The organism is Achromobacter animicus (assembly GCF_902859585.1).
Lineage (GTDB): Bacteria > Pseudomonadota > Gammaproteobacteria > Burkholderiales > Burkholderiaceae_B > Achromobacter > Achromobacter animicus.
On the sequence record NZ_CADIJM010000006.1, the window covers coordinates 199,644 to 222,252 of the forward strand.

General features: G+C 66.2%; 19 protein-coding genes. 7 read left to right on the top strand and 12 right to left on the bottom strand.

The genetic code is table 11. From position 1 onward, the window contains the following. The first annotated feature begins 217 nt into the window (after positions 1-217). Entirely contained in the window at positions 218-2,215 is a 1,998-nt protein-coding gene (gene pdeR / locus HV681_RS16870; RefSeq protein ID WP_175124134.1) for a cyclic di-GMP phosphodiesterase, read from the top strand. A gap of 24 nt (positions 2,216-2,239) precedes the next feature. Here the strand turns inward: pdeR and HV681_RS16875 are convergent, their stop codons facing one another. Then, positions 2,240-3,124, bottom strand: coding sequence for a crotonase/enoyl-CoA hydratase family protein (locus tag HV681_RS16875; protein ID WP_175124135.1), 885 nt, complete (start codon positions 3,122-3,124; stop codon positions 2,240-2,242). A 420-nt stretch (positions 3,125-3,544) separates the two neighbouring features. On the opposite strand from HV681_RS16875, the gene HV681_RS16880 reads away from it, so the two are divergent. Further along, positions 3,545-4,423 (top strand): dienelactone hydrolase family protein, encoded by an 879-nt coding sequence (locus HV681_RS16880; protein WP_175124136.1) that lies wholly within the window; start codon positions 3,545-3,547, stop codon positions 4,421-4,423. Between the two features lie 9 nt (positions 4,424-4,432). On the opposite strand, the gene HV681_RS16885 is transcribed toward HV681_RS16880, so the two are convergent. Beyond that, complete coding sequence (locus HV681_RS16885; RefSeq protein WP_175124137.1) at positions 4,433-5,176, bottom strand: SDR family oxidoreductase; 744 nt, start codon at positions 5,174-5,176, stop codon at positions 4,433-4,435. Positions 5,177-5,292: 116 nt separating this feature from the next. Here HV681_RS16885 and HV681_RS16890 point away from each other — a divergent pair, with 116 nt between their 5' ends. After that, on the top strand, positions 5,293-6,204 hold the full coding sequence (locus HV681_RS16890) for a LysR family transcriptional regulator (RefSeq protein WP_175124138.1): 912 nt from the start codon (positions 5,293-5,295) through the stop codon (positions 6,202-6,204). Here the strand turns inward: HV681_RS16890 and HV681_RS16895 are convergent. The 7 genes from HV681_RS16895 to HV681_RS16925 all read right to left on the bottom strand — a co-directional run bounded on the left by HV681_RS16895 (position 6,183) and on the right by HV681_RS16925 (position 14,302). Continuing rightward, entirely contained in the window at positions 6,183-7,577 is a 1,395-nt protein-coding gene (locus HV681_RS16895) for a GntP family permease (RefSeq protein WP_175124139.1), read from the bottom strand. The genes HV681_RS16890 and HV681_RS16895 overlap by 22 nt on opposite strands. A gap of 60 nt (positions 7,578-7,637) precedes the next feature. Next, a complete protein-coding gene (locus HV681_RS16900; protein WP_175124140.1) occupies positions 7,638-8,075 on the bottom strand; it encodes an NUDIX hydrolase in 438 nt (145 codons plus the stop codon). Positions 8,076-8,125: 50 nt separating this feature from the next. After that, positions 8,126-9,337: a hypothetical protein gene (locus HV681_RS16905; protein WP_175124141.1), complete on the bottom strand. Its 1,212-nt coding sequence runs from the start codon at positions 9,335-9,337 to the stop codon at positions 8,126-8,128. 144 nt (positions 9,338-9,481) lie between these two features. After that, the gene (locus HV681_RS16910) at positions 9,482-10,723 is read right to left on the bottom strand and encodes an ABC transporter substrate-binding protein (RefSeq protein WP_175124201.1); all 1,242 of its coding nucleotides are present in this window, start codon (positions 10,721-10,723) and stop codon (positions 9,482-9,484) included. 172 nt (positions 10,724-10,895) lie between these two features. Further along, the gene (locus HV681_RS16915; RefSeq protein ID WP_105238367.1) at positions 10,896-11,639 is read right to left on the bottom strand and encodes a GntR family transcriptional regulator; all 744 of its coding nucleotides are present in this window, start codon (positions 11,637-11,639) and stop codon (positions 10,896-10,898) included. 14 nt (positions 11,640-11,653) lie between these two features. After that, positions 11,654-13,258: an AMP-binding protein gene (locus HV681_RS16920; RefSeq protein WP_175124142.1), complete on the bottom strand. Its 1,605-nt coding sequence runs from the start codon at positions 13,256-13,258 to the stop codon at positions 11,654-11,656. A 3-nt stretch (positions 13,259-13,261) separates the two neighbouring features. Next, positions 13,262-14,302 carry a cyclase family protein gene (locus HV681_RS16925; RefSeq protein WP_175124143.1) on the bottom strand — a complete coding sequence of 347 codons (1,041 nt, stop codon included), beginning with the start codon at positions 14,300-14,302 and terminating at the stop codon, positions 13,262-13,264. Positions 14,303-14,405: 103 nt separating this feature from the next. Here HV681_RS16925 and HV681_RS16930 point away from each other — a divergent pair, with 103 nt between their 5' ends. Then, entirely contained in the window at positions 14,406-15,398 is a 993-nt protein-coding gene (locus HV681_RS16930) for a Bug family tripartite tricarboxylate transporter substrate binding protein (RefSeq protein WP_175124144.1), read from the top strand. Further along, the gene (locus HV681_RS16935; protein WP_175124145.1) at positions 15,395-16,114 is read left to right on the top strand and encodes an SDR family oxidoreductase; all 720 of its coding nucleotides are present in this window, start codon (positions 15,395-15,397) and stop codon (positions 16,112-16,114) included. The genes HV681_RS16930 and HV681_RS16935 overlap by 4 nt, the downstream gene beginning before the upstream one ends. Before the next feature lie 827 nt (positions 16,115-16,941). On the opposite strand, the gene HV681_RS16940 is transcribed toward HV681_RS16935, so the two are convergent. Next, positions 16,942-17,829: a GlxA family transcriptional regulator gene (locus HV681_RS16940; RefSeq protein ID WP_254595002.1), complete on the bottom strand. Its 888-nt coding sequence runs from the start codon at positions 17,827-17,829 to the stop codon at positions 16,942-16,944. Positions 17,830-17,919: 90 nt separating this feature from the next. Here HV681_RS16940 and HV681_RS16945 point away from each other — a divergent pair, with 90 nt between their 5' ends. Continuing rightward, on the top strand, positions 17,920-18,594 hold the full coding sequence (locus tag HV681_RS16945; protein WP_175124147.1) for a DJ-1/PfpI family protein: 675 nt from the start codon (positions 17,920-17,922) through the stop codon (positions 18,592-18,594). A gap of 166 nt (positions 18,595-18,760) precedes the next feature. Here the strand turns inward: HV681_RS16945 and HV681_RS16950 are convergent, their stop codons facing one another. Beyond that, complete coding sequence (locus HV681_RS16950) at positions 18,761-19,243, bottom strand: Lrp/AsnC family transcriptional regulator (RefSeq protein WP_105238374.1); 483 nt, start codon at positions 19,241-19,243, stop codon at positions 18,761-18,763. Between the two features lie 132 nt (positions 19,244-19,375). Between HV681_RS16950 and HV681_RS16955 the strand changes: the two genes are divergently transcribed. Next, the gene (locus HV681_RS16955) at positions 19,376-20,008 is read left to right on the top strand and encodes a LysE family translocator (RefSeq protein WP_175124148.1); all 633 of its coding nucleotides are present in this window, start codon (positions 19,376-19,378) and stop codon (positions 20,006-20,008) included. Positions 20,009-20,266: 258 nt separating this feature from the next. On the opposite strand, the gene HV681_RS16960 is transcribed toward HV681_RS16955, so the two are convergent. Continuing rightward, complete coding sequence (locus HV681_RS16960; RefSeq protein ID WP_175124149.1) at positions 20,267-22,153, bottom strand: ABC transporter ATP-binding protein; 1,887 nt, start codon at positions 22,151-22,153, stop codon at positions 20,267-20,269. Between the last annotated feature and the right edge of the window lie 456 nt (positions 22,154-22,609).

Here is a 22,609-nt window from a genome sequence, read left to right on the forward strand (position 1 = left end):
CATTTTTGCGGCTTCTGAAAGGAACCGAAATAATCGCTTCCGCCGCCTTGTGCGCTGCGCTGGGAAAGACGCTGTATTTCAGAGAATTGCACTGATGCTGCGAACGGCTACGCAATAAACCGCAATAAAGCGGTTTTGGGTCCCGACAAGGTGGTTGACCCCAAATTCAGTAGCCCGTAATGTGTTTCGCGGGCCTTAGGACGGCGGGGGGATACCAATGACTGAGAACCAGGACGAAAAATCGATCCTGCACACGCATTTCGGTACGCATAGCCCATATTGGCGTTTGTCCGCCGATAGCGATGCGATTGAACTCGCCGCAGTCAAAGGCGCGACCAATATCGCCATGGCCTTGCGCCCGGATCAGGCCGAGGCCGTGCGCGGCCTGACGGGCATCACGTCCAGCGTGCGGATCGACATCATGCTGTATGGCGATCTGCTTCACCTGCACCTGGTTGGCCGCAAGATCAATCCCAACGAATGGGCCGGCACCGCATCGGCCCACACCGATACCGAATCCGTCGCCAAGGACCTCGTAGAGGGTCTGTCGTTCGCCGAAACGGTAGTGTCCGAAGCCAATTCGGTCATCGTGATCGTCGACCAGAACGGCCGCGTGCAGCGCTTCAACAAGCTCAGCGAGGAATACACCGGCAAGCGCGAACAGGACATCGTGGGCCGCAGCGTCTTCGACATGTTCATGACGCGCGAGGAGGCCATTGCCTCGCGCCGCAATATCGCCGAGTTCTACAAACGCGGCCAGTCGTACGAGGTCGAGCGCACGATCAACACCGTCAAGGGGCCGCGCCTTTTCCTGTTCCGCAACAAGTTCGTCACCAGCGGCAGCGGCGAAAAGCGGGTCTACCTGATCTGCTCGGGCACCGACATCACCGAAGAACGCCAGGCGCAGGAGCGCCTGCGGGTGCTGGCCAACACCGACATGCTGACCAACCTGCCCAACCGCCACGCGATCACGTCGCGGCTGAAGGCGGCGCTGGCGGCGGGCCGCGAAGGGCGGGGCGGCGTGTTGTTCCTGGACCTGGACAACTTCAAGCGCATCAACGACCACTACGGCCACGGCTTCGGCGACCGGCTGCTGAAAGCGGTGTCGGTCGCCATCTCGAACTGCCTGTCCGATGGCCAGACGCTGGCGCGCCTGGGCGGCGACGAGTTCATCGTCCTGCAGGAAGAGGCGCAGGCCTGGCAACTGGAGGCCACCGCGCAGCGCATCATCGAGCGGCTGCGCGAACCGTTCCGCCAGGGCCTCATCGAGGTCTACACCAGCTGCTCCATCGGCATCGCAATGTACCCCGATCACGGCGCCGACCTGGACAGCGTGGTGCGCAGCGCGGATATCGCCATGTACGTGGCCAAGGAAGCGGGCCGCCATACGTATCGCGTGTTCCAGCCCGACATGGACCGCCGCAACGCGGACTATGTGTGGCTGGACACGAACCTTCGCAAGGCGCTGGCCGAGAACCACCTGATGCTGTACTACCAGCCCAAGCTGGTCGGCCGCACGGGCGAGGTCGACGGCGTGGAAGCGCTGGTGCGCTGGCGTTCGCCGGAACGCGGCATGGTGGGTCCGGACACTTTCATTCCCTACGCCGAGGAATCGGGGCTCATCTCGCCGCTGGGCGTCTGGGTGATGCGCGAAGCGGCCCGGCAGGCGGCGGCCTGGAAGCGCGAGGGCCTGAACCTGCGCATCGCGATCAACATGTCGGCCCGCCAGCTGGACGACAAGGGCGTGGTCAGCGAATTCATGCGCGCCATCAACGATGCGAATCTCAACCCCTGCCTGGTCGACATCGAGCTCACGGAAAGCTGCCTGATCGACGATGAAGACGCCGCCATCGAACTTATCAAGCAGTTCCGGCAACTGGGTGCGCGTGTGCATCTGGACGATTTCGGCACGGGTTATTCGTCGCTGTCGCAGCTGGCGCGGATTCCGCTGGACGCAATCAAGCTTGACGCCAGCTTCGTGCGGGGCGTCAACGAAAATCCGGTCTCGCAGGCGCTCGCGCGCGCCATCGTTGCCGTGGCGCGCACGCTCGAGCTCCAGGTCATTGCCGAAGGCGTGGAAACCCAGGAAGAAACCGTCTTCCTGGACACCCTGGGCGTGGACGCCAAGCAGGGCTACCTGTACGCCAAGCCCATGCCCGCGGCGGAGCTCACCGCCTGGCTGGCGCAGCGCCGCCGGCTGCATCTCATTGCATGACGCAACCGGCGGCGCGCCGCCGGATCAGTGCATGGTGGCCACTTCGGTGGCCTCCGAATTGCTCGCCGTGCGGCGGTTCTGCGCCATCACCAGCCGCTCCATGTAGGCGCGGTCCTTCGGATCGATGGAGAAGGCGGCTTCGACCCAATCCTCGGTAATGTCCATCAGCTCGGCGCGCGGCAGAGCCAGCACGCGCTGGCGCGCGCGCAGCATGGCGCGCATGCCATTGAGCTTGGGCCGCATCACGTCGATGAAGGTGCGCGTGGCCTTGAAGGCCTCGCCCGGCTCGAACAGCACGTCCACCAGGCCGCGGCCGTGATACCACTCGGCCGTGTGCGATTCGCCGGTGCTGATCAGTTCCTCGGCCAGCTTCATGCCCGAACGGCGCGCGACCAGCGAATAGCCGCCCATGCCGGGGAAAAGGTTGAACGCCATCTCAGGGAAGCCCATGCGCGCATTGTTTTGCGCGAGCACGAAGTGGTGGGCCAGCGCGGCCTCGAAGCCGCCGCCCAGCGCGGTGCCCTCGATCATGGCCAGCGAGATGGCGCCAGTGTCAAAACCGCGCGTGGCGGCGTGCACGCAATCAACGCATGCACGGGCATAGGCCCGCAGCGCCTCGCGCTTGCCGGTGCGGATGGCCTCGGCAAAAAAGTTCAGGTCGCCGCCGACGTTGTAGATCTGCGGCACCAGCGAGCCCGTGACCCAGAAGTCGATGGGCAGGCCGGAGTCCTTGGCGGCACGCGCCAGGGTCATGATCTCGTCGATGAGTTCATGGTTAAAGCACGGGCGCGGTTGCGCGCGCAGCATCATCCACATGACACGGCGACCTTCCTCGTAATACGCGGAGATCTGCTTCAGATTGCCTGCGGCGGTAAAGGGGTGGCAGTCCGGATGAATGAGTTGATTCATTGCTTTCGTCCAATCGATCAAGGTGAGTCGGAGTACTGCCGGGTCAGGCTAAACCACGGCTTAAGGACTCCGTCTCATGCAAACCTCGTCCAACTGGCCAGACTTTTCCGTAAATCAAAGTCCGGAGCGCGCAAACTGAAAATTTGAAAACCGGTGAAATTGCCTCGGCCCATCGGGCGAGGCGCGCATGGGTAATACGGATGAGGACATCAGCAAATATGCGGCATTCCAAGCCGCGGCATTCGCGTCTGTCCACGTGACCGCGTTCATGCGTAGGGATGAGGGTGGGCCATCGCGCCAACGCCGGGCCGCGTCGAAAGCCGTGCGTGTGCACCCCTGCGCGTGCGACTGGCGGAGGCGATTTGGTGGGCGTACTGTGGCTCGCACCTCAACCGTGGCCTAACCCGAAGGGGGAGCAACATGAACGTTCTTGAACGCATCTCGCTCGTTTGCCTGGCCGGACTGGTCTCGGCCTGCGCGTCTTCTACACCCGGCGGCCGTCAAAGCAAGGAAACCGTGGAACGGGTGCCCGTCTCGGTGCAGACGGACACTGGCGTTGTTGTAGGAGCGCTGGTCGTGACCGTGTATGCGCCCGCAGCGCCGGGCAAACACCCCCTCTTGATCATCAACCATGGCCGGGGCGCAACCGCCGAGGAACGGGCCAAGATGAGCCGCACCCCGTATCCGCAGGCGGTCAGGTACTTTACTGATGCCGGCTTCGTCGTGGCGGTGCCGCTGCGGCTGGGCTATGGAGAAACGGCCGGCCCCGATCTGGAGGACAGCGGTCCTTGCGGGGATCGCCAGTTCACACCGATGTTCAATCGGGCCGCCAGCCAGATCGGACAGGTCGTGAAGGCGCTTCAGCAGCGCCCCGACGTGGACGCTTCCAACGTCGTGCTGGTTGGTCAGTCGATCGGCGGGGGCACCGTCATCGCGCTGGCTGCGCAGAATCCGCCCGGGGTCAGGACCGCCATCAATTTCTCTGGCGGCGCGGGCGGGGACGCGAAGTCTCCGGGTAACCCCTGCGGGCCAGACCGGCTGCAGCAGACGTTCGCGTCTTATGGGCAGACGACGCGCCTGCCCACGCTCTGGATCTATTCGGAGAATGATCTCTTCTGGGGGGCCGACTGGCCCAAGCGCTGGGTGGACGCCTACAACGCGGCGGGCGGTCACGCGACTTTTGTGCCGATGGGACCCGATGGCAACAACGGCCATCTGCTGTTTCCGCGCTCGCCGCAGAAGTGGCAGCCGGTGGTGGCGGAGTTCCTGCGGGCGCAGGGCTACGCCATGCCGAAGTAGGCGGGCCGCTCAGGCCACGCCGCCATTGGCGCGCACGATCTGCCCGTTTACCCACCCACTGTCGGGTCCCGCCAGAAACGAAACGATGCCCGCGATGTCATCCGGTTGGCCCAGGCGTTCCAGCGGCGGCATCTTGGCGTAGTGCTCGATCAATTCGGGGCTCTTGCCCTTGAAGAACAACTCCGTGGCGACAGGGCCGGGGGCGACGGCGTTTACCCTGATCTGGCGTCCGCGCAGTTCCTTGGCGAAGACCTGCGTCAGGCTTTCGACGGCGGCCTTGCTGGCGATGTAGACCGAGTAGCCGGGGAGGTTGAGCGCGACGGTGGTGCTGGACACGTTGACGATGCTGCCGCCATCGGCCAGACGTGCGGCGGCCTCGCGCAGGGTGTTGAAGGTGCCGCGGGTGTTGATGTCGAACGTCCGGTCGTACAGGTCGTCGCTGGTTTCCGCCAGCGGCTGCACCTGCAGCACGCCAGCGCTGTTGACCAGCACATCGATCCGGCCGAACTCGGCCTGGATGGCATCGAACATCGCGCGCACGTCATCGGGCTTGGCAACGTCGGCGCGTACGGCCAAGGCGCGTCCGCCGGCTTGGCGGACTTCGCCGGCCAAGGCGTCAGCTTCTGCCGCGCTCGAGGCGTAATTGATGGCGACGGCAAAGCCGTCGTCTGCCAGGCGGCGCACGATGGCGGCGCCGATGCCGCGCGATCCGCCAGTGACGAGGGCAACGCGCTGGGAAGCTTGGTCATTCATTGGTCTGCTCCTTGGATGGGTTGGTGAGACGTATGATCGACTATTCCGATCCAAAGATAATTACGCCTGCTTTGCTAAGATAATTTCATTTGCTTTAACAATAGGCGGGGCAGGGCATGGATCGTTTCCAGGAAATGCAGGTGTTCGTGCGCATCGCCGAACGAGGCAGTTTCACCAAGGCGTCGGACGACCTGCGCATCCCGCGCGCCACGGTCACCAACCTGATCAAGCGCATGGAGGCCCGATTGGGCGCGCGGTTGCTTGACCGCACCACGCGGCAGGTCCGGCTGACGCACGACGGGGAGGCCCACTACCAGCGCTGCGTGCGGCTTCTGGCCGACCTGGAGGAGGCCGACGGCGCTTTCCTGGACACGGCGCCCAAGGGGCTGTTGCGGGTGAACGCGCAGGGCACGCTGGCCCGGTTCTTCGTGATGCCCGGCCTGCCGGATTTCCTGCAACGCTATCCCGACATCGCCTTGCATCTGGGCGAAGACGACCGGCTGGTGGATCTGGTGCGCGAAGGCGTCGACTGCGTGCTACGCGCCGGCGTGCCGCAGGACTCGACGCTGGCCGGGCGGACGATCGCCCAGATGCCGCAGGTGACGGTCGCCAGCCCTGCCTATCTGTCGCGCCACGGCGTGCCGGACAGCGTGCAGGTGCTGGAACACCACGTAGCCGTGGATTACGTGTCCAGCGTGACGGGCCGCGCCGTGCCGCTGGATTTTCGGGTGGACGGGCGCATCGTCCAGGTGCGCCCGCGTGCCGTCGTCAGCGTGAGCGGGGCCGAACTCTACACCAGTGCGGCGCTCGCGGGCCTGGGATTGGTGCAGGTCCCGCGCTACCGCGTGGAGCGCGAGCTGGCGGCGGGGCACCTGAAGATCGTGCTGCCCCACGCGCCGCCCGCGCCCATGCCGGTTTCCGTGCTGACGCCGCAGAACCGGCAGGTGCCGGCGCGGGTGCGCGTGTTCACGCAGTGGCTGGCGGGCGTGTTCGCCGCCGCCTTCGATCAGACGATGCCGGTCAGGTAGAAGACGCCGATCACCAGGAACACCGACAGCGTCGATATCAGCGTGATGGCGAAGATGTCGCCATAGGATTGGCGGTGCGTAAGACCCGTGACGGCCAGCAGCGTGATGACCGCGCCGTTGTGCGGCAGCGTGTCCATGCCGCCGCTCGCCATCGCGGCGACCCGGTGCAGCACCTCCATGGGGATGCCCGCCGCCAGCGCGCCGTCGATGAAGGTCTGCGACATTGCGGCCAGCGCGATGCTCATGCCGCCCGAGGCCGAGCCCGTGATGCCGGCCAGCGTCGTTACCGCGACGGCTTCGCCCACCAGCGGATCGGGAATGGCCTTCAAGGCCTGCGCGACCAGCAGAAAGCCCGGCAGCGCGGCAATGACGCCGCCAAATCCGTATTCGGCCGCGGTGTTCATCGACGCCAGCAGCGCGCCCGACACGGCGCTCTTGCTGCCTTCGGCAAAGTGCGACTTGATGGCGCGGAACGAGAACAGCAGGATGGTGACGATGCCCGCGATCAGCGCGCCCATCACGGCCCACAGCGCCACCTGCTCCTCGGCGTTGACGGGCAGGGGTTTGGCCAGGCCGGGCAGGTCGACTTCGGAACCGGCCGGATACCAGCCCGGGATCCAGCGCGTCAGCAGGAAGTTCATGACGCCAACCACCACCAGCGGCAACAGCGCGATCAACGGATGATGATTGCGCTCACCGGTAGGCGCCGCGGGTTCGTTGCGCAGGTCCGTGCCGTAGGTCTCGCCAGCCGCGGCCGCGCGCTTGCGGCGCCATTCCAGGTAGGCGATGCCGGCGGTCAGCGTGAACGCGGCGCCGATGAGACCGAGCCAGGGCGCGGCCCAGGTCGTGGTCTCGAAGAACGTGGTGGGAATGATGTTCTGGATCTGCGGCGTGCCGGGCAGTGCCGTCATGGTGAAGGTGAAGGCGCCCAGCGCAATCGCGCCGGGCATCAGGCGCTTGGGGATGCCGCCCTGGCGGAACATCTCGGCGGCAAACGGGTAGACCGCGAACACCACCACGAACAGCGATACGCCGCCGTACGTCAGCACCGCACACACCAGCACGATGGCCACGATGGCGCGCTCGGCGCCGATCAGCCGCAGCACCGCCTGCACGATGGCGCGTGAAAAGCCCGACAGTTCGATGAGCTTGCCGAACACGGCGCCCAAGAGGAACACGGGGAAATAGAGCTTGGCAAAACCGGCCATGCGCTCCATGAAGATGCCCGAGAACACGGGCGCCAGCGCTGACGCGTCTGTCAGAAGCACCGCGCCCATGGCTGCGATGGGCGCGCACAGGATGACGCTATAACCTCGATACGCCGCCAGCATCAGAAACGCCAGCGCCGCCACCACGATGAACAATCCGGTCATTCGGTACTCCAGGAATGAAGAGACAAGGGGTGTGGGGCTACACCTTAACGTATCGGGCGTTTAGCGCGCTGCCATCAGATCTGCCGCCTTGTGCGCCAGCTCCGCCACGCCGAAGCTCGTGGCCAGCGCGTGGGCATCAAGGTCAGCCAGGGACACCCAGCGCGCATCGCGGGCATCGTCCCCCGCTACCGGCTCACCGGACACCCAGCGGCACAGCACGGCGATCAGGATGAAGTGGCGGCCCAGGGCGCCGGTGTCGTCGCGGTCGAAGACGTCGACGGCGTCAAAGACGTGCAGCGGCTCGGCAGTGACGCCGGTCTCTTCCAGCAATTCGCGCGCGGCCGCGTCAGCCAGCCGTTCGCCCGCGTCGATCTTGCCGCCCGGAAACGCCCAGCGGTCCTGATCGGGCGGGTTGGCGCGGCGCACCAGCAGCACGTGGCCGTCGCGCACGACGGCGGCGATGGTGGCAGCGATGGGGCGCGGGGCGGGGGTGGTCATGCGGATCTCCAGCGGCAGTCAGACGTCCGGCAAGGATACGCCCCGTCCGTTCATACCTCTTCGATGCGTCGCTTGGGCGCGAACGGCGTGCCCAGATCGAGCAGTGCGTAGATGCGTTCGGTGATGCGCTGGCGCCGCGTCGGCCTGCCCATGCGCCACCGCATGTCCAGCCATAAAAGCGGGAGTGCAAAGCAAAGCCATACCAGCAGGAACATCCCAAGAATGAACAGCGAAAGTTCCGGAAAATCGCCCTGAAAAGCTTCGGCGTCGATGAACCAGGTCAGGCCAATGAGGAACAGCCAGACCGCAAGCATCAACCCGCCGATGGCCTTGAGCAGCGGCGCGCGCTGGTTCATGCCGACGCCGACCGGCGTGTCCCTGCCGGGAAAGGCGCGGAATCGCAGATGACACATATAGGTGCGCCCGTCCTCAAGGTTGCGCAGGGCATACACCGCGTGCGGCTCGTCTGGCGCCGGTTGGGCATTGACGGCCATCTCGACGTAGTCGTCCTGCGCCAGGAACGGCTGCCAGCTTCCCAGTGATTCATCGACCGTCATCAGGAACTGCCGGCCCTGAACCGAAAAGCGATAGTGGCCGTAAGTCGGGCCCTTATGCACATGCCGCGTTTCATGCGTGATGCCGTCCAGCTGCCCGCGGATCAGGAGGAGAGGCGGATCGCCCTCCTGCGTCAGCGCAGCCGGTTCCTGCTGAAGCGGTGAGGGGGCTGGCGCAGCGTTCATGGCCGCTGGGCGCTTCGCGGGATCGAACAGAGCCTCGCTGGCAAGGATGCGCGGCCGCTCGCGGCGGTTGTGCCAGAGGGCGTGCAAGGCGTTCGCGGCAAGCACCAGCGCCATCAGCGCGATCACCAGCGCGAGCACCATCATGAACATGCGCGGCAACGTCGAGATCCCGGCCAGCCACGCCGCGCCCAGGGCGGCCACGCCCACGGCGCTGCAGATGGCGGCCTCGCGTCCGCTGCGCCGTTGGGCGGTCTGGTAGGTGAGCGGCGCAATGGGTTCGCCTTGCGCGGGCACGGCCCAGCAAAAGCGGTTCAGGCCATGCTCGGCTTCCAGCACGCCAATGCGCACGGCAGTGCCTTTATTGTGGAAGGCGCGCAGCAGGGCGATGTGCGAGGGGTCCAGCGCGGAACCCCAGATCGTCTCCGCACCGACCCGCAGGAAGACATCGTTTCGCCGCACCGGCGTTGCGACCCGGATCTGGTCGATGGTTCCCTCGATGATGCGGGGTGCGCGTTGCGGCATGTTGGAGCGGCCGAGGCAAAGCCGCAAGGATAACGCGGCGGACGTACTCGGCGGCGGGCGACCCCGCGGCGGGCGTCCCCGCGGCGGGCGTCTCCCGCCGCCGATGCCATCCGCCGCAGCTCCCGCCGAGGACGCCCCGCCGTACTACTTCTTGACCAGCGGGCAGGTCGACCGCGACAGCGGCATGAAGGCCTGATCGCCCGGCAGCGTGGCCACCAGTTTGTAGTAGTCCCACGGCCGCTTGGATTCCGACGGCTTCTTGACCTCGAACAGGTACATGTCGTGCACCATGCGGCCATCTTCGCGGATGCGGCCGTTGGTGGCGAAGAAGTCGTTGATGGGCGTGGCCTTCATCTGCTTCATCACCGCCGTGGGTTCGTCCGTGCCCGCCGCCTGCACCGCGTTCAGATAGTGCATGACCGACGAATACGTGCCCGCCTGGCTCATGTTGGGCATCTTCTTGAGCTTGTCGTAATAGCGCTGCGACCACGCGCGGGTCTGGTCGTTCATGTCCCAGTAGAAGGCTTCGGTCAGCGTCAGGCCGGCGGCCGCGTCCAGGCCGATGGCGTGGATGTCGTTGATGTAGAGCAGCAGGCCCGCCATCTTCTGCCCGCCCTTGGTCAGCCCGAACTCGCTGGCCGCCTTGATGGCGTTGACGGTGTCGCCGCCCGCGTTGGCCAGGCCCACGATCTGCGCCTTGCTGGCCTGCGCCTGCAGCAGATAAGAGGCGAAGTCGCTGGAGCCGAGCGGGTGGCGCGAGGCGCCCAGCACCGTGCCGCCATTGGCCTTCACGACGTCGGTGGCCGACGCCTGCAGCGTGTGGCCGAACGCGTAGTCCGCCGTCAGGAAGTACCAGCTCTTGCCGCCTTGCTCCACGGTGGCGCGTGCAGTGGTGTTGGCGAGCGACCAGGTGTCGTAGGTGTAGTGGACGGAATAGGGAGAGCACAGGTCGTTGGTGATGCGCTCGGTGCCCGGCCCGCTGAAGACGACAATCTTTTTCTTTTCACGCGCCACTTCCAGCACGGCCAGCGCGGGCGCGGAGCCGGCGACGTCCATGATGGCGTCGACCTTCTGGACGTCGTACCACTCGCGCGCCTTGGCGGCGGCGATGTCGGCCTTGTTCTGGTGGTCCACCACCAGCAGGTCCACCTTCTTGCCCAGCACGGTGCCGCCGAAGTCGGCAATCGCCATCTCGGCGGCGGTGGCGCTGCCCTTGCCGGTCACGTCGGCATAGACGCCGCTCATGTCCAGGATCAGGCCCAGCCGCACCACGTCGTCGGAGACGGCGGGGGCGGGCGTCTGTGCCTGTGCGCTGGCGGCGGCAAGCGCGGCCGCGGCAAAGGCGGTCGTGGCGAACAAGCGAACAATCGTGCTGCGGCACTGCATTGAAATCCGGGTCCTGTCGGCATGTCTCATGGTTGTCTCCCTGTATGCCGGATTCTTTTCGGATATGGCGGGCGCGTATGTAGGTTTTGTTTGCTGCTGCACCCAGTGTGTTCGGACGGCGGCGGTCGTTGATGGGGGGCGGTTTTCTCCTGAGGCAGGTTGGGTGAAACGCTCAGCGGCTGGTGAGCAGGTCGAACTCCATCCGCACCTTGCGGAATGGAAACTCCAGCCGCGCGAAATACACCACGCGGCCGTCGATGCAGGCATAGCGGCGCAGCTCGGCCACCGGGGAAGACACGGGTATCTGCAGTGACTCGGCAGACTCCTGGCCCGCTTCGATCACGTTCAGGACCTGGCGGGCTTCAGAGATGCGGGCGCCGTAAAACTGGTCCAGCACCGGGGCGACGGTGCTTTTCTGAATGCGGGCGCGGTGCTTACGGAAGAGGCCGCTGTCCAGAAAGACCTCGCTGTAGCAGAAGGGGCCGGCATCCGTCGTATGAATGCGCCGCAAGTACTGAAAGCTGCCGCTGCGGTCGGCGCCGCACGGCATGCCCAGTGTGTCGGGCAGGGGCGAGTCGGCGCTGGACTCCACCAGCGACACCGTGCCGAGCTGGTTGCTCAGTTCGACCGTTTCGGCCCAGGTCTTGGGAATGAGCAGCGTGGGCGTTTCGGGCAGTTCGGCGTTGACGAAGGTGCCGGAGCCGCGCGAGCGCCGGATCAGGCCGTCTTCTTCCAGCAGGCCGAACGCCTGGCGGATGGTCGCGCGCGAGATGCCGTAGGTCTCCATCAGCGATTCCAACGGCGGGATCTGCTGTCCGGGCCGCCACGTCCGGTTCTGGATGTGGCTGCGGAACAGCGCGGCGGCCTGCAGATAAAGCGGCTGGGGACTGCGCGAAAAAAGCTTGCGGGCGGGCATGGCGGGATGAAGGGCTATGAAGCGGAAGCCGAGAGCATAGCGTCCGCCATCTCGCGCAGCCGGTGCTTCTGGATCTTGACCGAGTTGGCGCTCTCCACTGACGGGAAGGCGTCCAGCACGGTAAAGCCCGCCGGCGCCTTGAAACCCGCCATGGCCGCCTTGCACGCCGCGGTCCAACCGGCCGGGTCCGCCTGCGCGCCTTCCTGCAGCAGCACGAAGGCGTACGGCACGATCTTGCCGTTGCGCGTCGCGCCCACCACCTGGCAGGCCCGCACGCCGGGCAGGGTCTCGACGACCTGTTCGATCTCCACCGGATTGACCAGGAAGCCGGACAGCCGCAGCGAGTCGCCCATCCGGGTCTGGAACACGAACTGGCGGTCGGTCAGCGTGTAGCCCAGGTCGCCGGTCTTGAAGTAGCCGTCATCCGTCACGGCCGCGCGGGTCGCGTCCGGGTTGTCCAGGTAGCCCTGCATCAGGCTGGGCGACAGGATTTCGATTTCGCCGGACTGGCCGTGCGGCAGCACTTGGCCGGACTCGGGATCGCGGGCGCGCACACGGGCGTTGGGGTAGATGAGCGTGCCGCCGGGCTGGTGGCGGGCCGACACGTCGCCGTCGGCGGGGTCGCGGGGCTGGCCGGCCACCAGCGCAATCAGTTCGCTGGAACCATACAGGCCCGTGAGCGGCACGCCAGCCACGCGGGCCAGGTCCAGCATGTTGTCCAGCGCGGGGGTGAAGCTGGCGAAGCCGAATAGCTGCACGGACGCAAACGCGCCGGGCGCGGCGGCGTGCATCATGCCGACCAGCGCCTCGTTGTTGGCGTAGGTATGGGTGACGGCGTGCCGGGCGATGGCCTGCGCGGATTGGGCCGCGTCGAACACAGGGGCGCAGACGACGGGCACGCCGCGCGCCAGGGCGCCGGCCAATGTCGCAAAACCGAATGCGCCGCAGAACGGCGCGCTGGCCAGCACGCAGGCCCGGTCGTCGTAGCCGAACGCCCGCGCCACCATCGCGCCGTGGCGCAACAAGGTCTTTTGATCGTGCAGCACGAACTTGGGTTTGGACGTGGTGCCGGATGTGGTGAAGCACAACACGCCGGCATTGGCTTGCGCGACGGGTGCGGGGTCGGCGCAGGCCAGCAGCGCGTCGTACCGGTGCACCGGTTTGCCGTGAAGCGATGCCGGAGGAAGTTCGTCGGGTCCGGCCAGCGCGACCGCGCCCTGCAACTGATCCACATCCACTGGCGCGACGCCATCCAGGATGCCCTGGAAGTCGATGCCTTTGAAGTCGGGCCAGTACACCAGCCAGTCGGCGCGGCCGCGGCCCAGGATGTCGGCCACTTCGACCGAGCGGAAGCGCGTGTTGACGGCCAGCACCAGCGCGCCCAGATGGGCGCACGCAAGAAAGGATTCGACCCAGGCCGCGCAGTTGGGCAGCCAGACGGCGACGCGGTGCCCGGGCTGCACGCCGATGCGGGCCAGGCCCGCCGCCAGCGCGAGGCTGCGCGTGCGCAGGTCCGCGAAACTGAGCGGCTGATCACGATCGATGAGCGCAACGGCATCGGGTTGCCGGGCGGCCAGCGCGTCCAGATGGTCGGAGAAGGTCGAGTACGGCAGGGGCATGGCTTACACCGTGGCGATAGGCGTCACAGGCGAGCCGACCGCGCCGGGCATGCGCAGGGGCGGCGCGGTCAACAGGAACCGGCTGCGGCCGTTTGCATGGAGCCAGTCGGCCAGGTCCTTCAGGTACCACAGCTCGGCCAGCGGTACGCCCAGCTTGAAGAGGCAATGGTGGTGCAGCGGCAGGATGGAATGGCCGGGGCCGGATGTGCGCGCCGGATACGATTCGACGGCGTAGTTGTCGGCGCAGATGGCGGCGATGCCGGAATGCGTGATCCAATCCAGCAGCGCGGGGTCGGCGCCGTCCAACACCGCGCCCGTCTGCTCCAGTTTGTGCGGATCGGGGTGGCCGTTCATGGCCACGACGGCTTCCGCGAAACCGGTGCGCAGCACCAGCATGTCGCCGGGCTCGGGCTGGGCGTCCTGCTCGCGCATGGCGGCTTGAAGCTGCGCATGGCCGACGATCGTGCGGCCCGGGCCAAAGGCACGCGCCAAGTCCACCAGCACGCCGCGGCCCTGCATGCCTTTTTCGGCATAGCGGCTGACGCTGAGCTTGCGCGCATACGAGCCGCCCGGCGGGCAGCAAGCGGCTTCCGAGTTGTCGGGATCGGCGCCGCCAAACACGTCCACGCCGGCGGCGTAACCGTTGTAATAGACGCGGCGCGCCTGGCCGTCGCCCTGGATGTCGAACATGGCGCCCACGTGGCACAGGCCGTCCCATTGCGTCGAATACTGCATTGACAGCGTGACCTGATCGTCCGACAGCACGTCGATGGCTTCGGGCTGTACCTGCGACATCGCAAAGTTCAGATAGGGTGTGCCTTCGCGGAAGGTGGGCTTTAGCGTGGGCGCGTGGCGGCGCGGATTGAGCACGTTGCCGCCGGGCAGATCCAGCGGCAGCGACAGGCAGAAGACCTTGCCGGCACGGACTTCGCGCACCGCCTGCAGCACCTTTTCTTCGGTCAGCAGGTTCAGGCGGCCCAGTTCGTCATCCGGGCCGAAGTCGCCCCAGGTGGAACCTTCGGGGCGTTGCGTCCAGCGTTTCATCTGCTTGTCTCCTGTCGGTTTTTCATGTTCTTATGAATATAGTACGTATTTACGTACTTTAAAAAGAAATCCGCAATCAGCGGGTTCGTTAGGAGACGAGACCATGACGCAATTGCAGCATCCGCGCGCCGGATGGCGCATCGCCCTTGCCGCGCTGGCCGTTCTGGCGCTGCCTGCGGTCCACGCCGCGGGCTATCCTGAGCACCCTGTGACCGTCGTCGTACCGTATCCGCCGGGCGGCGGCGCGGACCTCTTTGGCCGCGCCATCGCCAACGCATTGCAGCCGGGCCTGAAGCAGACGGTGCTGGTCGAGAACAAGCCGGGCGCGGGCGGCAATATCGGTATGGCTTACGTCGCCCGGGCGAAGGCGGACGGCTACACGCTGGGGCTGGGCACGATCGGCACGCAGACGATCAACCAGTTTCTCTACAGCAACATGCCGTTCGATCCCGAGCGCGACCTGGTGCCGATCGCGCTGGTGTCCACGACGCCCAACGTGATCGCGGTCAGCGCGAAGTCGCCGTACAAGACGGTGGCGGACGTGATCAAGGCGGCCAAGCAGTCGACGGACAAGAAGCTGACCTATGCGTCACCGGGCATCGGTTCGTCGGTGCACCTGACGGGGGCGTACTTCGAGGCCATGGCCGGGGTGACGATGCTGCACGTGCCGTTCAAGGGCACGTCAGCGTCGCTGCCGGCGGTGGCGGGCGGGCAGGTGGACCTTCTGTTCGACAATCTGCCGGGCGCGCTGGCGCAGATCAAGGACGGGAATCTGGTGCGCGGGGTTGCGGTGACTTCTGCGGCGCGTGATCCGTCGGTGCCAGACTTGCCGACGGTTGCCGAGTCCGGATTGCCTGGGTTTGACGTGACGGCGTGGTTTGCGTTGTATGCGCCGCGCAATACCCCCGCGCCGGTAGTTGAACAACTGATTGCCGCCGCCCGCAGCGGCTTGGCGACGCCGGCCATCGCCGCCAACTTCGCCACGATGGGCGCGAAGCCGGGCACGCTGTTCGGCAAGGATCTGGCCGCGTTCGAATCCGCCGAACGCAAGAAGTGGGGCGGACTCATCAAGGATCAGGGAATCAAGGCGCAATGAATTCACCCATCGCTCTCGTGACCGGCGCAAGCCGGGGAATCGGCCGCGCCATCGTGGCGCGGCTGATTGAAGACGGCTTTCAGGTCGTCAATTTCAGCCGTACGTCGCCCGAGACACTGTTGCCGGGCGAGACCTTCCGCTCGGTAGACCTGTGCGACGCGGCGGCGACTATTGCTGCGGGTCGTGAGTTGGCGGCGCAGGAACCGGTGCTGCATCTGGTCAACAACGCGGGGATGATCCAGGTTGCGAACATCGAGGACATTACGCAGGAGGAACTGGCGCGGACGATGGCGTTGAATCTGACTGCGCCGATTCTGCTGATGCAGGCGCTATTGCCGGGGATGCGGCAGGCGAAGTATGGGCGTGTCGTGAATATCGGCAGCCGGGCGGCGCTGGGCAAGGGCGGGCGGTCGGTGTATGGGGCGTCCAAGGCGGGGCTGGCGGGGATGACGCGGACCTGGGCTTTGGAGCTGGCGGGCGATGGCATTACGGTGAACACCGTGGCGCCTGGGCCGGTTGCTACCGAGCTGTTCAATCAGTCCAATCCGCCAGGGGCACCTAAGACGCTGGCGCTGGAGGCGGCGATTCCCGTGGGGCGGGTTGGGCGGCCGGATGAGGTGGCGCATACCGTGGCTATGTTTCTGGACCCGCGGGCGGGGTTTGTGACTGGGCAGGTGCTTTATGTTTGCGGGGGGATGTCTGTGGGGTTAGCTTGAGTGCCGTTGCTGGCCATCGTCGGCGTTCTTGAGACGCCCGGCGCGGCGTGAGCCTGGGGCGGGCGGGGCTCCGATTGCGGTCCGGAGCCTTCGCTCCGGACTGGCCTAGGCGGCCCCCCCCTTCGTCAACCTCGTACGCCTTCGGCTCCCTACGGTTTCCCTCGGGCGCATCTAAACGCCCCGCCCACCCCAGGCCCACGCCGCACCGGGCTCGAGTTGCTTGATCCTCGAGGGCGTTGGGGCGAGTTGGGTTCTTGAGGTTCTGGCACGCACTTGTGTGGAAGAGAAGCGTCTTGCGGTGCCCGCCCCCGGGCGGCCGCGCGGGCGGCCTTCGTGGGCTTACGCGCTGTCTTGCGTCAAATCGATGACGCTTCGCGTGTGGCTGCTTCTGCGTCAGGGGAAGTGTCATAAATTTTGTGTTTGACGCCCTGATCCCCACCAGCGCGCAAGCGCACACCGCCACGACGTGCCACCGGCCCAATGCCGGGTTGCCGCCGTCCGGGCGGCAGCAACCCGGCGGCCCCGCAGATCTCCTGCCCTGACCACGGGTCTTACAGCGCCTCAAACCAAAGACCCTCGCAGCACGACGTCGTGGTCCCCGTCGGCACGAGCGCCGTCGATGCGCCCGAGGGAATCCGTAGGAGTCGCCGCAGGCGAGGACGAGGATGACAACGGGGCAGTCCGGAGCGAAGGCTCCGGACCGCAATCGTGGGCGCTCGTGCCGACGGGGACCGCGGCGTCGGGCGACCTACGAAGCTCGGACGCAGCCTTGCCGTTATCGCCGCGGACGCAGCCTCACGGCTATTGCCGCGGACGCAGCCTCACGGCTATTGCCGCGGACGCTTGTACACCGGACCTACGTGTTGCTCGACGGCCTTCCTCGTCATCTTCCCCGCGCCCTCCAAGGCACCGGCGCGCTCTTCGCGCAGACGCCGCAGCACTTCGGCCGGCGTGACGCCGAAGTGTGCTGCGAACTTGCGCTGGAAGGTGCGCCGCGACATGCCGCAGGCGTCGGCCATGTCGTCCACCGACCAGCGCGCCGACAGGCGTGCTTCCATTTTTTCGACCAGTTCGCGGAATGGGGCGGCCACGCGGTCCTGCAGCCGCAGCGTCTGGCTGTACTGGCGTTGGTCGCCGTTGCGGCGCATGAAGACCACTAGCCGCCGCGCGACCTGCTGGGACAGCGCGGCGCCGAAGTCGCGTTCGATCAGCGCCAGCGCCAGGTCGATGCCGGCGGTGACGCCCGCGGAGGTCCAGTATTTGCCGCTTTCGATGAAGATGCGATCGTCATCGACGCGCAGGCCCGGGTAAAGCTTGCGCAGCCGGTCGGCGGAGCGCCAGTGCGTGGTGACGGCGCGGCCATCGAGCAGGCCGGCGGCGGCCAGGATGAATGCGCCCGTGCAGACGCTGCTGGTGCGGCGTGTGCCGGCGTCGCGGCGGCGTAGCCAGGCGCGCGTTTCGCCGTGCGCCGCGGCGCGATCCACGCCGGCGCCGCCGGGCACCAGCAGCATGTCGATGGGCGCGTCGTCGTCCGCTTCGAAGGTGCCGTCCACTTGCATGCGCAGCCCTTGTTCCCAGGTGGTTACCACCGGCGATGCCGCGATCGTGTTCAAGGCATATAACTGGCGGCCCGACTCTTCGTTGGCCGAGGTGAAGGCCTGCCACGGTCCGGCCAGGTCCAGCGGCTGGAAACCGTCGTACAGCACGAACAGCACGCGTTGTGGCGCGATTGGCGCGCTTTCTGGCGCACCGCGCGGCGCGCGTTCGCCTATGCTGGGTTCTGGCGTTTTCATGGGAGCAACGTCATGAAGGTGAATATCGTCTTGTTCGAAGGGCTGACCCAGCTTGATATGACCGGGCCGTACGAAGTGCTGGCGAACGCGCCTGGATTTACCGTGGATTTTGTCGCAAAAACGATGGAGCCGGTGCGCTGCGACCGGGGGTTGCGCTTCGTACCTACGCAAACGATCGACTCGGCGCAGCCTTGCGACCTGCTGGTCGTGCCGGGCGGACCGGGCACGGACGACGCCATCGTCGACCCGGCGTGGGTGGATTTCACCCGCAGGCAGGGGCAGGGCGCCAAATACCTGTTCGGCATCTGCACGGGATCGCTGCTGCTGGGTGCGGCCGGGCTGCTGCGGGGTAAGCGGGCGTCGAGCCACTGGCGGGCGCGGGAACTGCTGGCGCGCTTTGGGGCCACGCCGAGCGACGAGCGCCTGTGTGTGGACGGCAATGTGTTCACGGCCGGCGGCGTGACGTCGGGGATCGACATGGGGCTGAAGGTGGTGGCGTCGCTGTGCGGCGAGGATGTGGCGAAGCTGATCCAGTTGCAGATCGAATACGATCCGAAGCCGCCGTTTCCGGGCGGCACGCCCAAGACGTCCGAGCCGGCGATTGTGGAGCGCTATCTGGCGATGTCGCAGGCGCGATTCGAGCGACGCAGCGCGGCGGTGGATCGGGCGGCGGCGGCCATGCGGTGAGGCGGTGAACTTGGCATGAAGGGGGCGATTCGGCCGTATCGGCGGCGGCCATGCCGCGGGGGTGAGGTGGCGCGACGATAGCGATGCCGTGGCGGCGAAGTTCATGCCGTCACAGCGGTGCCCCTGTCTTTGAAGAGGGGTCGCATAGCCTTTATCGCTGCGCCGCTCACCGCCCCAGATGGTCCAGCGGCAGCGGGCTCTGCGGCTTGACCGTCTGGATCGCGAAGTTGCTGCGGATGTCCTTGACGCCGGGCAGTTTCAGCAGGGTATGCAGCAGGAACTGTTCGTATCCGCGCAGGTCGGGCACCACGACCTGCAACAGGAAGTCGGACTCGCCGGACACCAGATGCGCGGCGATCACTTCCGGCAGCGCGCTGACCTCGTTACGGAACATTTCGGCGTCGCGCTCATGGTGGCGCTCGACCTTCACGCCCACGAATACCGTCAATCCCAATCCGACCTCGTGCGGATCCAGCCGCGCTTCGTAGCCCTGGATGACGCCGGCTTCTTCCATCATCCGTACGCGCCGCAAGCAGGGCGAGGGCGACAGGCCGATCTGGTCCGCCAGCTCCACGTTAGTGAGCCGGCCGTTCTTCTGCAGCGCCTCCAGAATCCGGCGGTCGTAGGCGTCAAGTTGGCGTTTTGGCATAGATGTGAGGCATTTAGGCTTGGGTTGGTGGGTTGTGCCAGGAATGGTATCCAAGTTGGCAAGAATGGCAAGCACATGCCAGCCCCTTTTTTCTAGAATCTCGCCATTGAAAACTTGCGGTGGAGCGCGGTCATGGCCGATATGGCGTTGTTTCTGGGAGCCTTGCTGATTGTGTACGTGGTGCCCGGGCCGGACATGATCCTGCTGCTGGAAACCGGTCTGCTGCGCGGCCGCGGGCAGGCGCTGGCGGTGGCGGCGGGCTTGGCGATTGCACGTGCGGCGCATGTGACGCTGGCCGCGCTGGGTCTGGCGGCATTGTTCAAGACGCACCCGTGGGCGTTCGACGCGGCGCGCACGGTGGGCGGCTGCTATTTGGTGTGGCTGGGGATCCGTCTCTTGCGCGCGCCGCTTGCCGTTCCGCCCTTGGACGGGGAGGGCGCACCGCGACATGCTGGCTGGGGACCCGCGCTGATGAGCGGCGTGCTCACCAATGTGCTCAACCCCAAGGCCTTGCTGTTCTGCTCGGTGCTCCTGCCGCAGTTCGTGTCGCCGGAGCGCGGCCCGATTGGCCAGCAGTTCGCCGTGCTGGGCGTCATCCTCGTCGGACTGGGCCTGACGTTCGACGTGCTGTGCGCGCTGGCGGGCGGCGCGGTAGGCCGCTGGATGTCCGCCAGCCCGCGCGCACAAAAGATCCAGAGCCTGGTCTTCGGCACCGCCCTGATCGGCTTCGGCCTGCGCCTGACCTTCGCCAATCGCCCGGCCTGAGGTGCGCGGCACCTTGTCGGGAGTTGGACAACCATGGTTTTCCAAGACCGAATGAGGTGTCAGACACCCGTGGTTTTTTAGGACCAAATGAAGTGTCTGATACCCGGGGTTTTGTAGGACCAAATGAGGTGTCAGACACCCGGGATTCTGTAGTACCAAATGAGGTGTCAGACACCGGCCTTATGTGTCGAAATTCGCAACAAAATAAGGCCCGGTGCGCAATCGCACCGGGCCATATTGCTTAGCACCGCACCTGCTTTACTTGCCGAAGGCGAACGACGCTGCGTCGACCTCGTCAGCCTTGGCGGGCGGCGGGACGGCGCCGTCTTCCAGCAGTTCCGCGGGATCCAGTCCCTTGGTCAGCTCCAGCGCCTGGCGCTCGAACAGGCGCCGGTACAGGCCGCCCTTCAGGCGGATCAGCGCGTCGTGGCTGCCTTCTTCAATCACGCGGCCATGGTCCATCACCAGCAGGCGGTCCAGAGCCCGGACCGTCGACAGGCGGTGCGCTACGACCAGCGTCGTGCGGCCTTCCATCAGGCGGTCCATCGCGCGCTGGATCAGCACCTCGCTTTCGCTGTCCAGGCTGGACGTGGCTTCGTCCAGGATGAGGATCGGCGCGTCCGCCAGGAACGCCCGCGCAATCGCCACGCGCTGGCGTTCGCCGCCGGACAGCTTCACGCCGCGTTCACCGACGAGCGTCTCGTAGCCCTTGGGCAGCGCCATGATGAAGTCATGCGCACTGGCCAGCCGAGCAGCCTGCTCGATGTCGGCCTGCGACGCGCCGGGGCGGGCATAGGCGATGTTTTCCGCCAGCGTCCGGTGAAACAGCACGGGCTCCTGCTGCACGATCGCGATCTGCCCGCGCAGCGACGCCTGCTTCACCTGGGCGATGTCCTGCCCGTCGATGGTGATGCGGCCGCCGTTCACGTCGTACAAGCGCTGGATCAGCTTGATGAACGTCGTTTTGCCCGAACCCGAGTGGCCGACCAGGCCCACCCGTTCGCCCGGCGCGATGCGCACCGAGAACCGGTCGTACAGCGCGACGTTGTGCGCGCCATAGCGGAACGTCACGTCTTCGAAGCGGATCTCGCCCGCGGTCACCGCAATGTCGCCCGCGCCTGGCCGGTCTTCCACGCCCAGCGGCTGCTTTTCCAGCGACACCAGTTCCTCCATGTCGTTGACCGAGCGCTGCAGGTTGCGGATGTGCATGCCCACGTCGCGCAGATAGCCTTGGAGCACAAAGAACATGGTCAGCGTGAACGTGATGTCGCCCACGCTGGCCTGGTTGCGCGACCACAGCAGCAGCGATGCGCCCAGGATCGAGGCCTGCATGGCGACGAGCATTGCGCCCTGGATGCCGCCGTTGAACGTGGCGCGGATCCAGGTGCGGCGCGTGCGGCGGCGCCACTTGTCGATGACGCGGTCCAGCCGCGCTTCTTCACGCGTCTCCGCGCCAAAGGCTTTGACCACGGCATTGCAGCTGACCGCATCGGCCAGCGCGCCGCCCATGCGCGTATCCCAGGCATTGCCCAGGCGCGCGGCGGGCGCCACGTACGCCAGCGACAGCGTGGCGGTGACGGCGATGTAGAGCACCGAACCCAGGCCCACGACCAGCCCCATCAGCGGCCAATGCGCGCCCAGCAGCGCGGTGGCGCCCACCAGCATGACGACCGACGGCAGCAGCGCCACCAGCAACGTGTCATTGAGCAGGTCCACCGCCCACATGCCGCGCGTGATCTTGCGCACTGTCGAGCCCGCGAAGCTGTTGGCATGCCAGTCGGTCGAAAAGCGCTGTACGCGATAGAAGGCATTCGAGGCGATGCCGTTCATCATCTTCAGCGTGAAGGTGATGATGTTCTGGAACACCGCCTGGCGTAGCAGCGTCCCGCCCACGCCTAGCGCAACCAGCAGCCAGAAGGCGGTGATGGCGGCGGTCCAGGCAAGCTGGTCGCCGGCCGCGCCCGACGCAACCGCGTCGACCAGGCGGCCGGCGTACATCGGGGTCAGCACGTCGGCCACGGCGGACAGCAGCGCCAGCGCCACGATCACGACGATGCGCAGCGGCTGCCGGGCCCAATAGCGGAAGGTAAAGCCCAGGACATCCTTGAAGGCTTGTCCTCGAAAATCGATTTTTTTTCTAGCCATTGCCATGGCCTGGCGGCAGTAAACACGCCAGGTTCCTTGTAAGGAAAGAGGAAAAACACGCCGTGCGCCGGAAGGGGCGCTGGCAACTGCGTTAAGGGTTCAAATGGGCACGGCGGACCGGTCGCCAGGTAGTGAACTGGCGATGGTGCCGCGCGGGCGACGACTTAATGGCGTCGCGGGGACACGCGCGGGACGGCGTTCGGCATGGGGTACATCATGCGGCCTCCCTGTCGGTGGGTGAGGGGAAAAAAGGAAATGGGCGCGAGGCCCGAATTGCCGATTCTATCCAAGTGATGTAGGCGAATCAACGGGCCGTGCGTGGGGACGGAATGCGGTGTCGGTTTTTTTCAACGCGGCGGATGCGGCAAAGGTGCGCGAAGCTGGATGCGTCGCAAACGCTGCGATCAAGACGGTCGCAGCGGATCAGCGGGCACAACGAGCGACGCGACCGCCGTG

What these genes read in the sequence shown, in the direction of transcription:
- pdeR (WP_175124134.1), top strand. Translation starts at nt 218, where the DNA reads ATGACTGAGAACCAGGACGAAAAATCGATCCTGCACACGCATTTCGGT.
- HV681_RS16875 (WP_175124135.1), bottom strand. Translation starts at nt 3,124, where the DNA reads ATGAATCAACTCATTCATCCGGACTGCCACCCCTTTACCGCCGCAGGC.
- HV681_RS16880 (WP_175124136.1), top strand. Translation starts at nt 3,545, where the DNA reads ATGAACGTTCTTGAACGCATCTCGCTCGTTTGCCTGGCCGGACTGGTC.
- HV681_RS16885 (WP_175124137.1), bottom strand. Translation starts at nt 5,176, where the DNA reads ATGAATGACCAAGCTTCCCAGCGCGTTGCCCTCGTCACTGGCGGATCG.
- HV681_RS16890 (WP_175124138.1), top strand. Translation starts at nt 5,293, where the DNA reads ATGGATCGTTTCCAGGAAATGCAGGTGTTCGTGCGCATCGCCGAACGA.
- HV681_RS16895 (WP_175124139.1), bottom strand. Translation starts at nt 7,577, where the DNA reads ATGACCGGATTGTTCATCGTGGTGGCGGCGCTGGCGTTTCTGATGCTG.
- HV681_RS16900 (WP_175124140.1), bottom strand. Translation starts at nt 8,075, where the DNA reads ATGACCACCCCCGCCCCGCGCCCCATCGCTGCCACCATCGCCGCCGTC.
- HV681_RS16905 (WP_175124141.1), bottom strand. Translation starts at nt 9,337, where the DNA reads ATGCCGCAACGCGCACCCCGCATCATCGAGGGAACCATCGACCAGATC.
- HV681_RS16910 (WP_175124201.1), bottom strand. Translation starts at nt 10,723, where the DNA reads ATGCAGTGCCGCAGCACGATTGTTCGCTTGTTCGCCACGACCGCCTTT.
- HV681_RS16915 (WP_105238367.1), bottom strand. Translation starts at nt 11,639, where the DNA reads ATGCCCGCCCGCAAGCTTTTTTCGCGCAGTCCCCAGCCGCTTTATCTG.
- HV681_RS16920 (WP_175124142.1), bottom strand. Translation starts at nt 13,258, where the DNA reads ATGCCCCTGCCGTACTCGACCTTCTCCGACCATCTGGACGCGCTGGCC.
- HV681_RS16925 (WP_175124143.1), bottom strand. Translation starts at nt 14,302, where the DNA reads ATGAAACGCTGGACGCAACGCCCCGAAGGTTCCACCTGGGGCGACTTC.
- HV681_RS16930 (WP_175124144.1), top strand. Translation starts at nt 14,406, where the DNA reads ATGACGCAATTGCAGCATCCGCGCGCCGGATGGCGCATCGCCCTTGCC.
- HV681_RS16935 (WP_175124145.1), top strand. Translation starts at nt 15,395, where the DNA reads ATGAATTCACCCATCGCTCTCGTGACCGGCGCAAGCCGGGGAATCGGC.
- HV681_RS16945 (WP_175124147.1), top strand. Translation starts at nt 17,920, where the DNA reads ATGAAGGTGAATATCGTCTTGTTCGAAGGGCTGACCCAGCTTGATATG.
- HV681_RS16950 (WP_105238374.1), bottom strand. Translation starts at nt 19,243, where the DNA reads ATGCCAAAACGCCAACTTGACGCCTACGACCGCCGGATTCTGGAGGCG.
- HV681_RS16955 (WP_175124148.1), top strand. Translation starts at nt 19,376, where the DNA reads ATGGCCGATATGGCGTTGTTTCTGGGAGCCTTGCTGATTGTGTACGTG.
- HV681_RS16960 (WP_175124149.1), bottom strand. Translation starts at nt 22,153, where the DNA reads ATGGCTAGAAAAAAAATCGATTTTCGAGGACAAGCCTTCAAGGATGTC.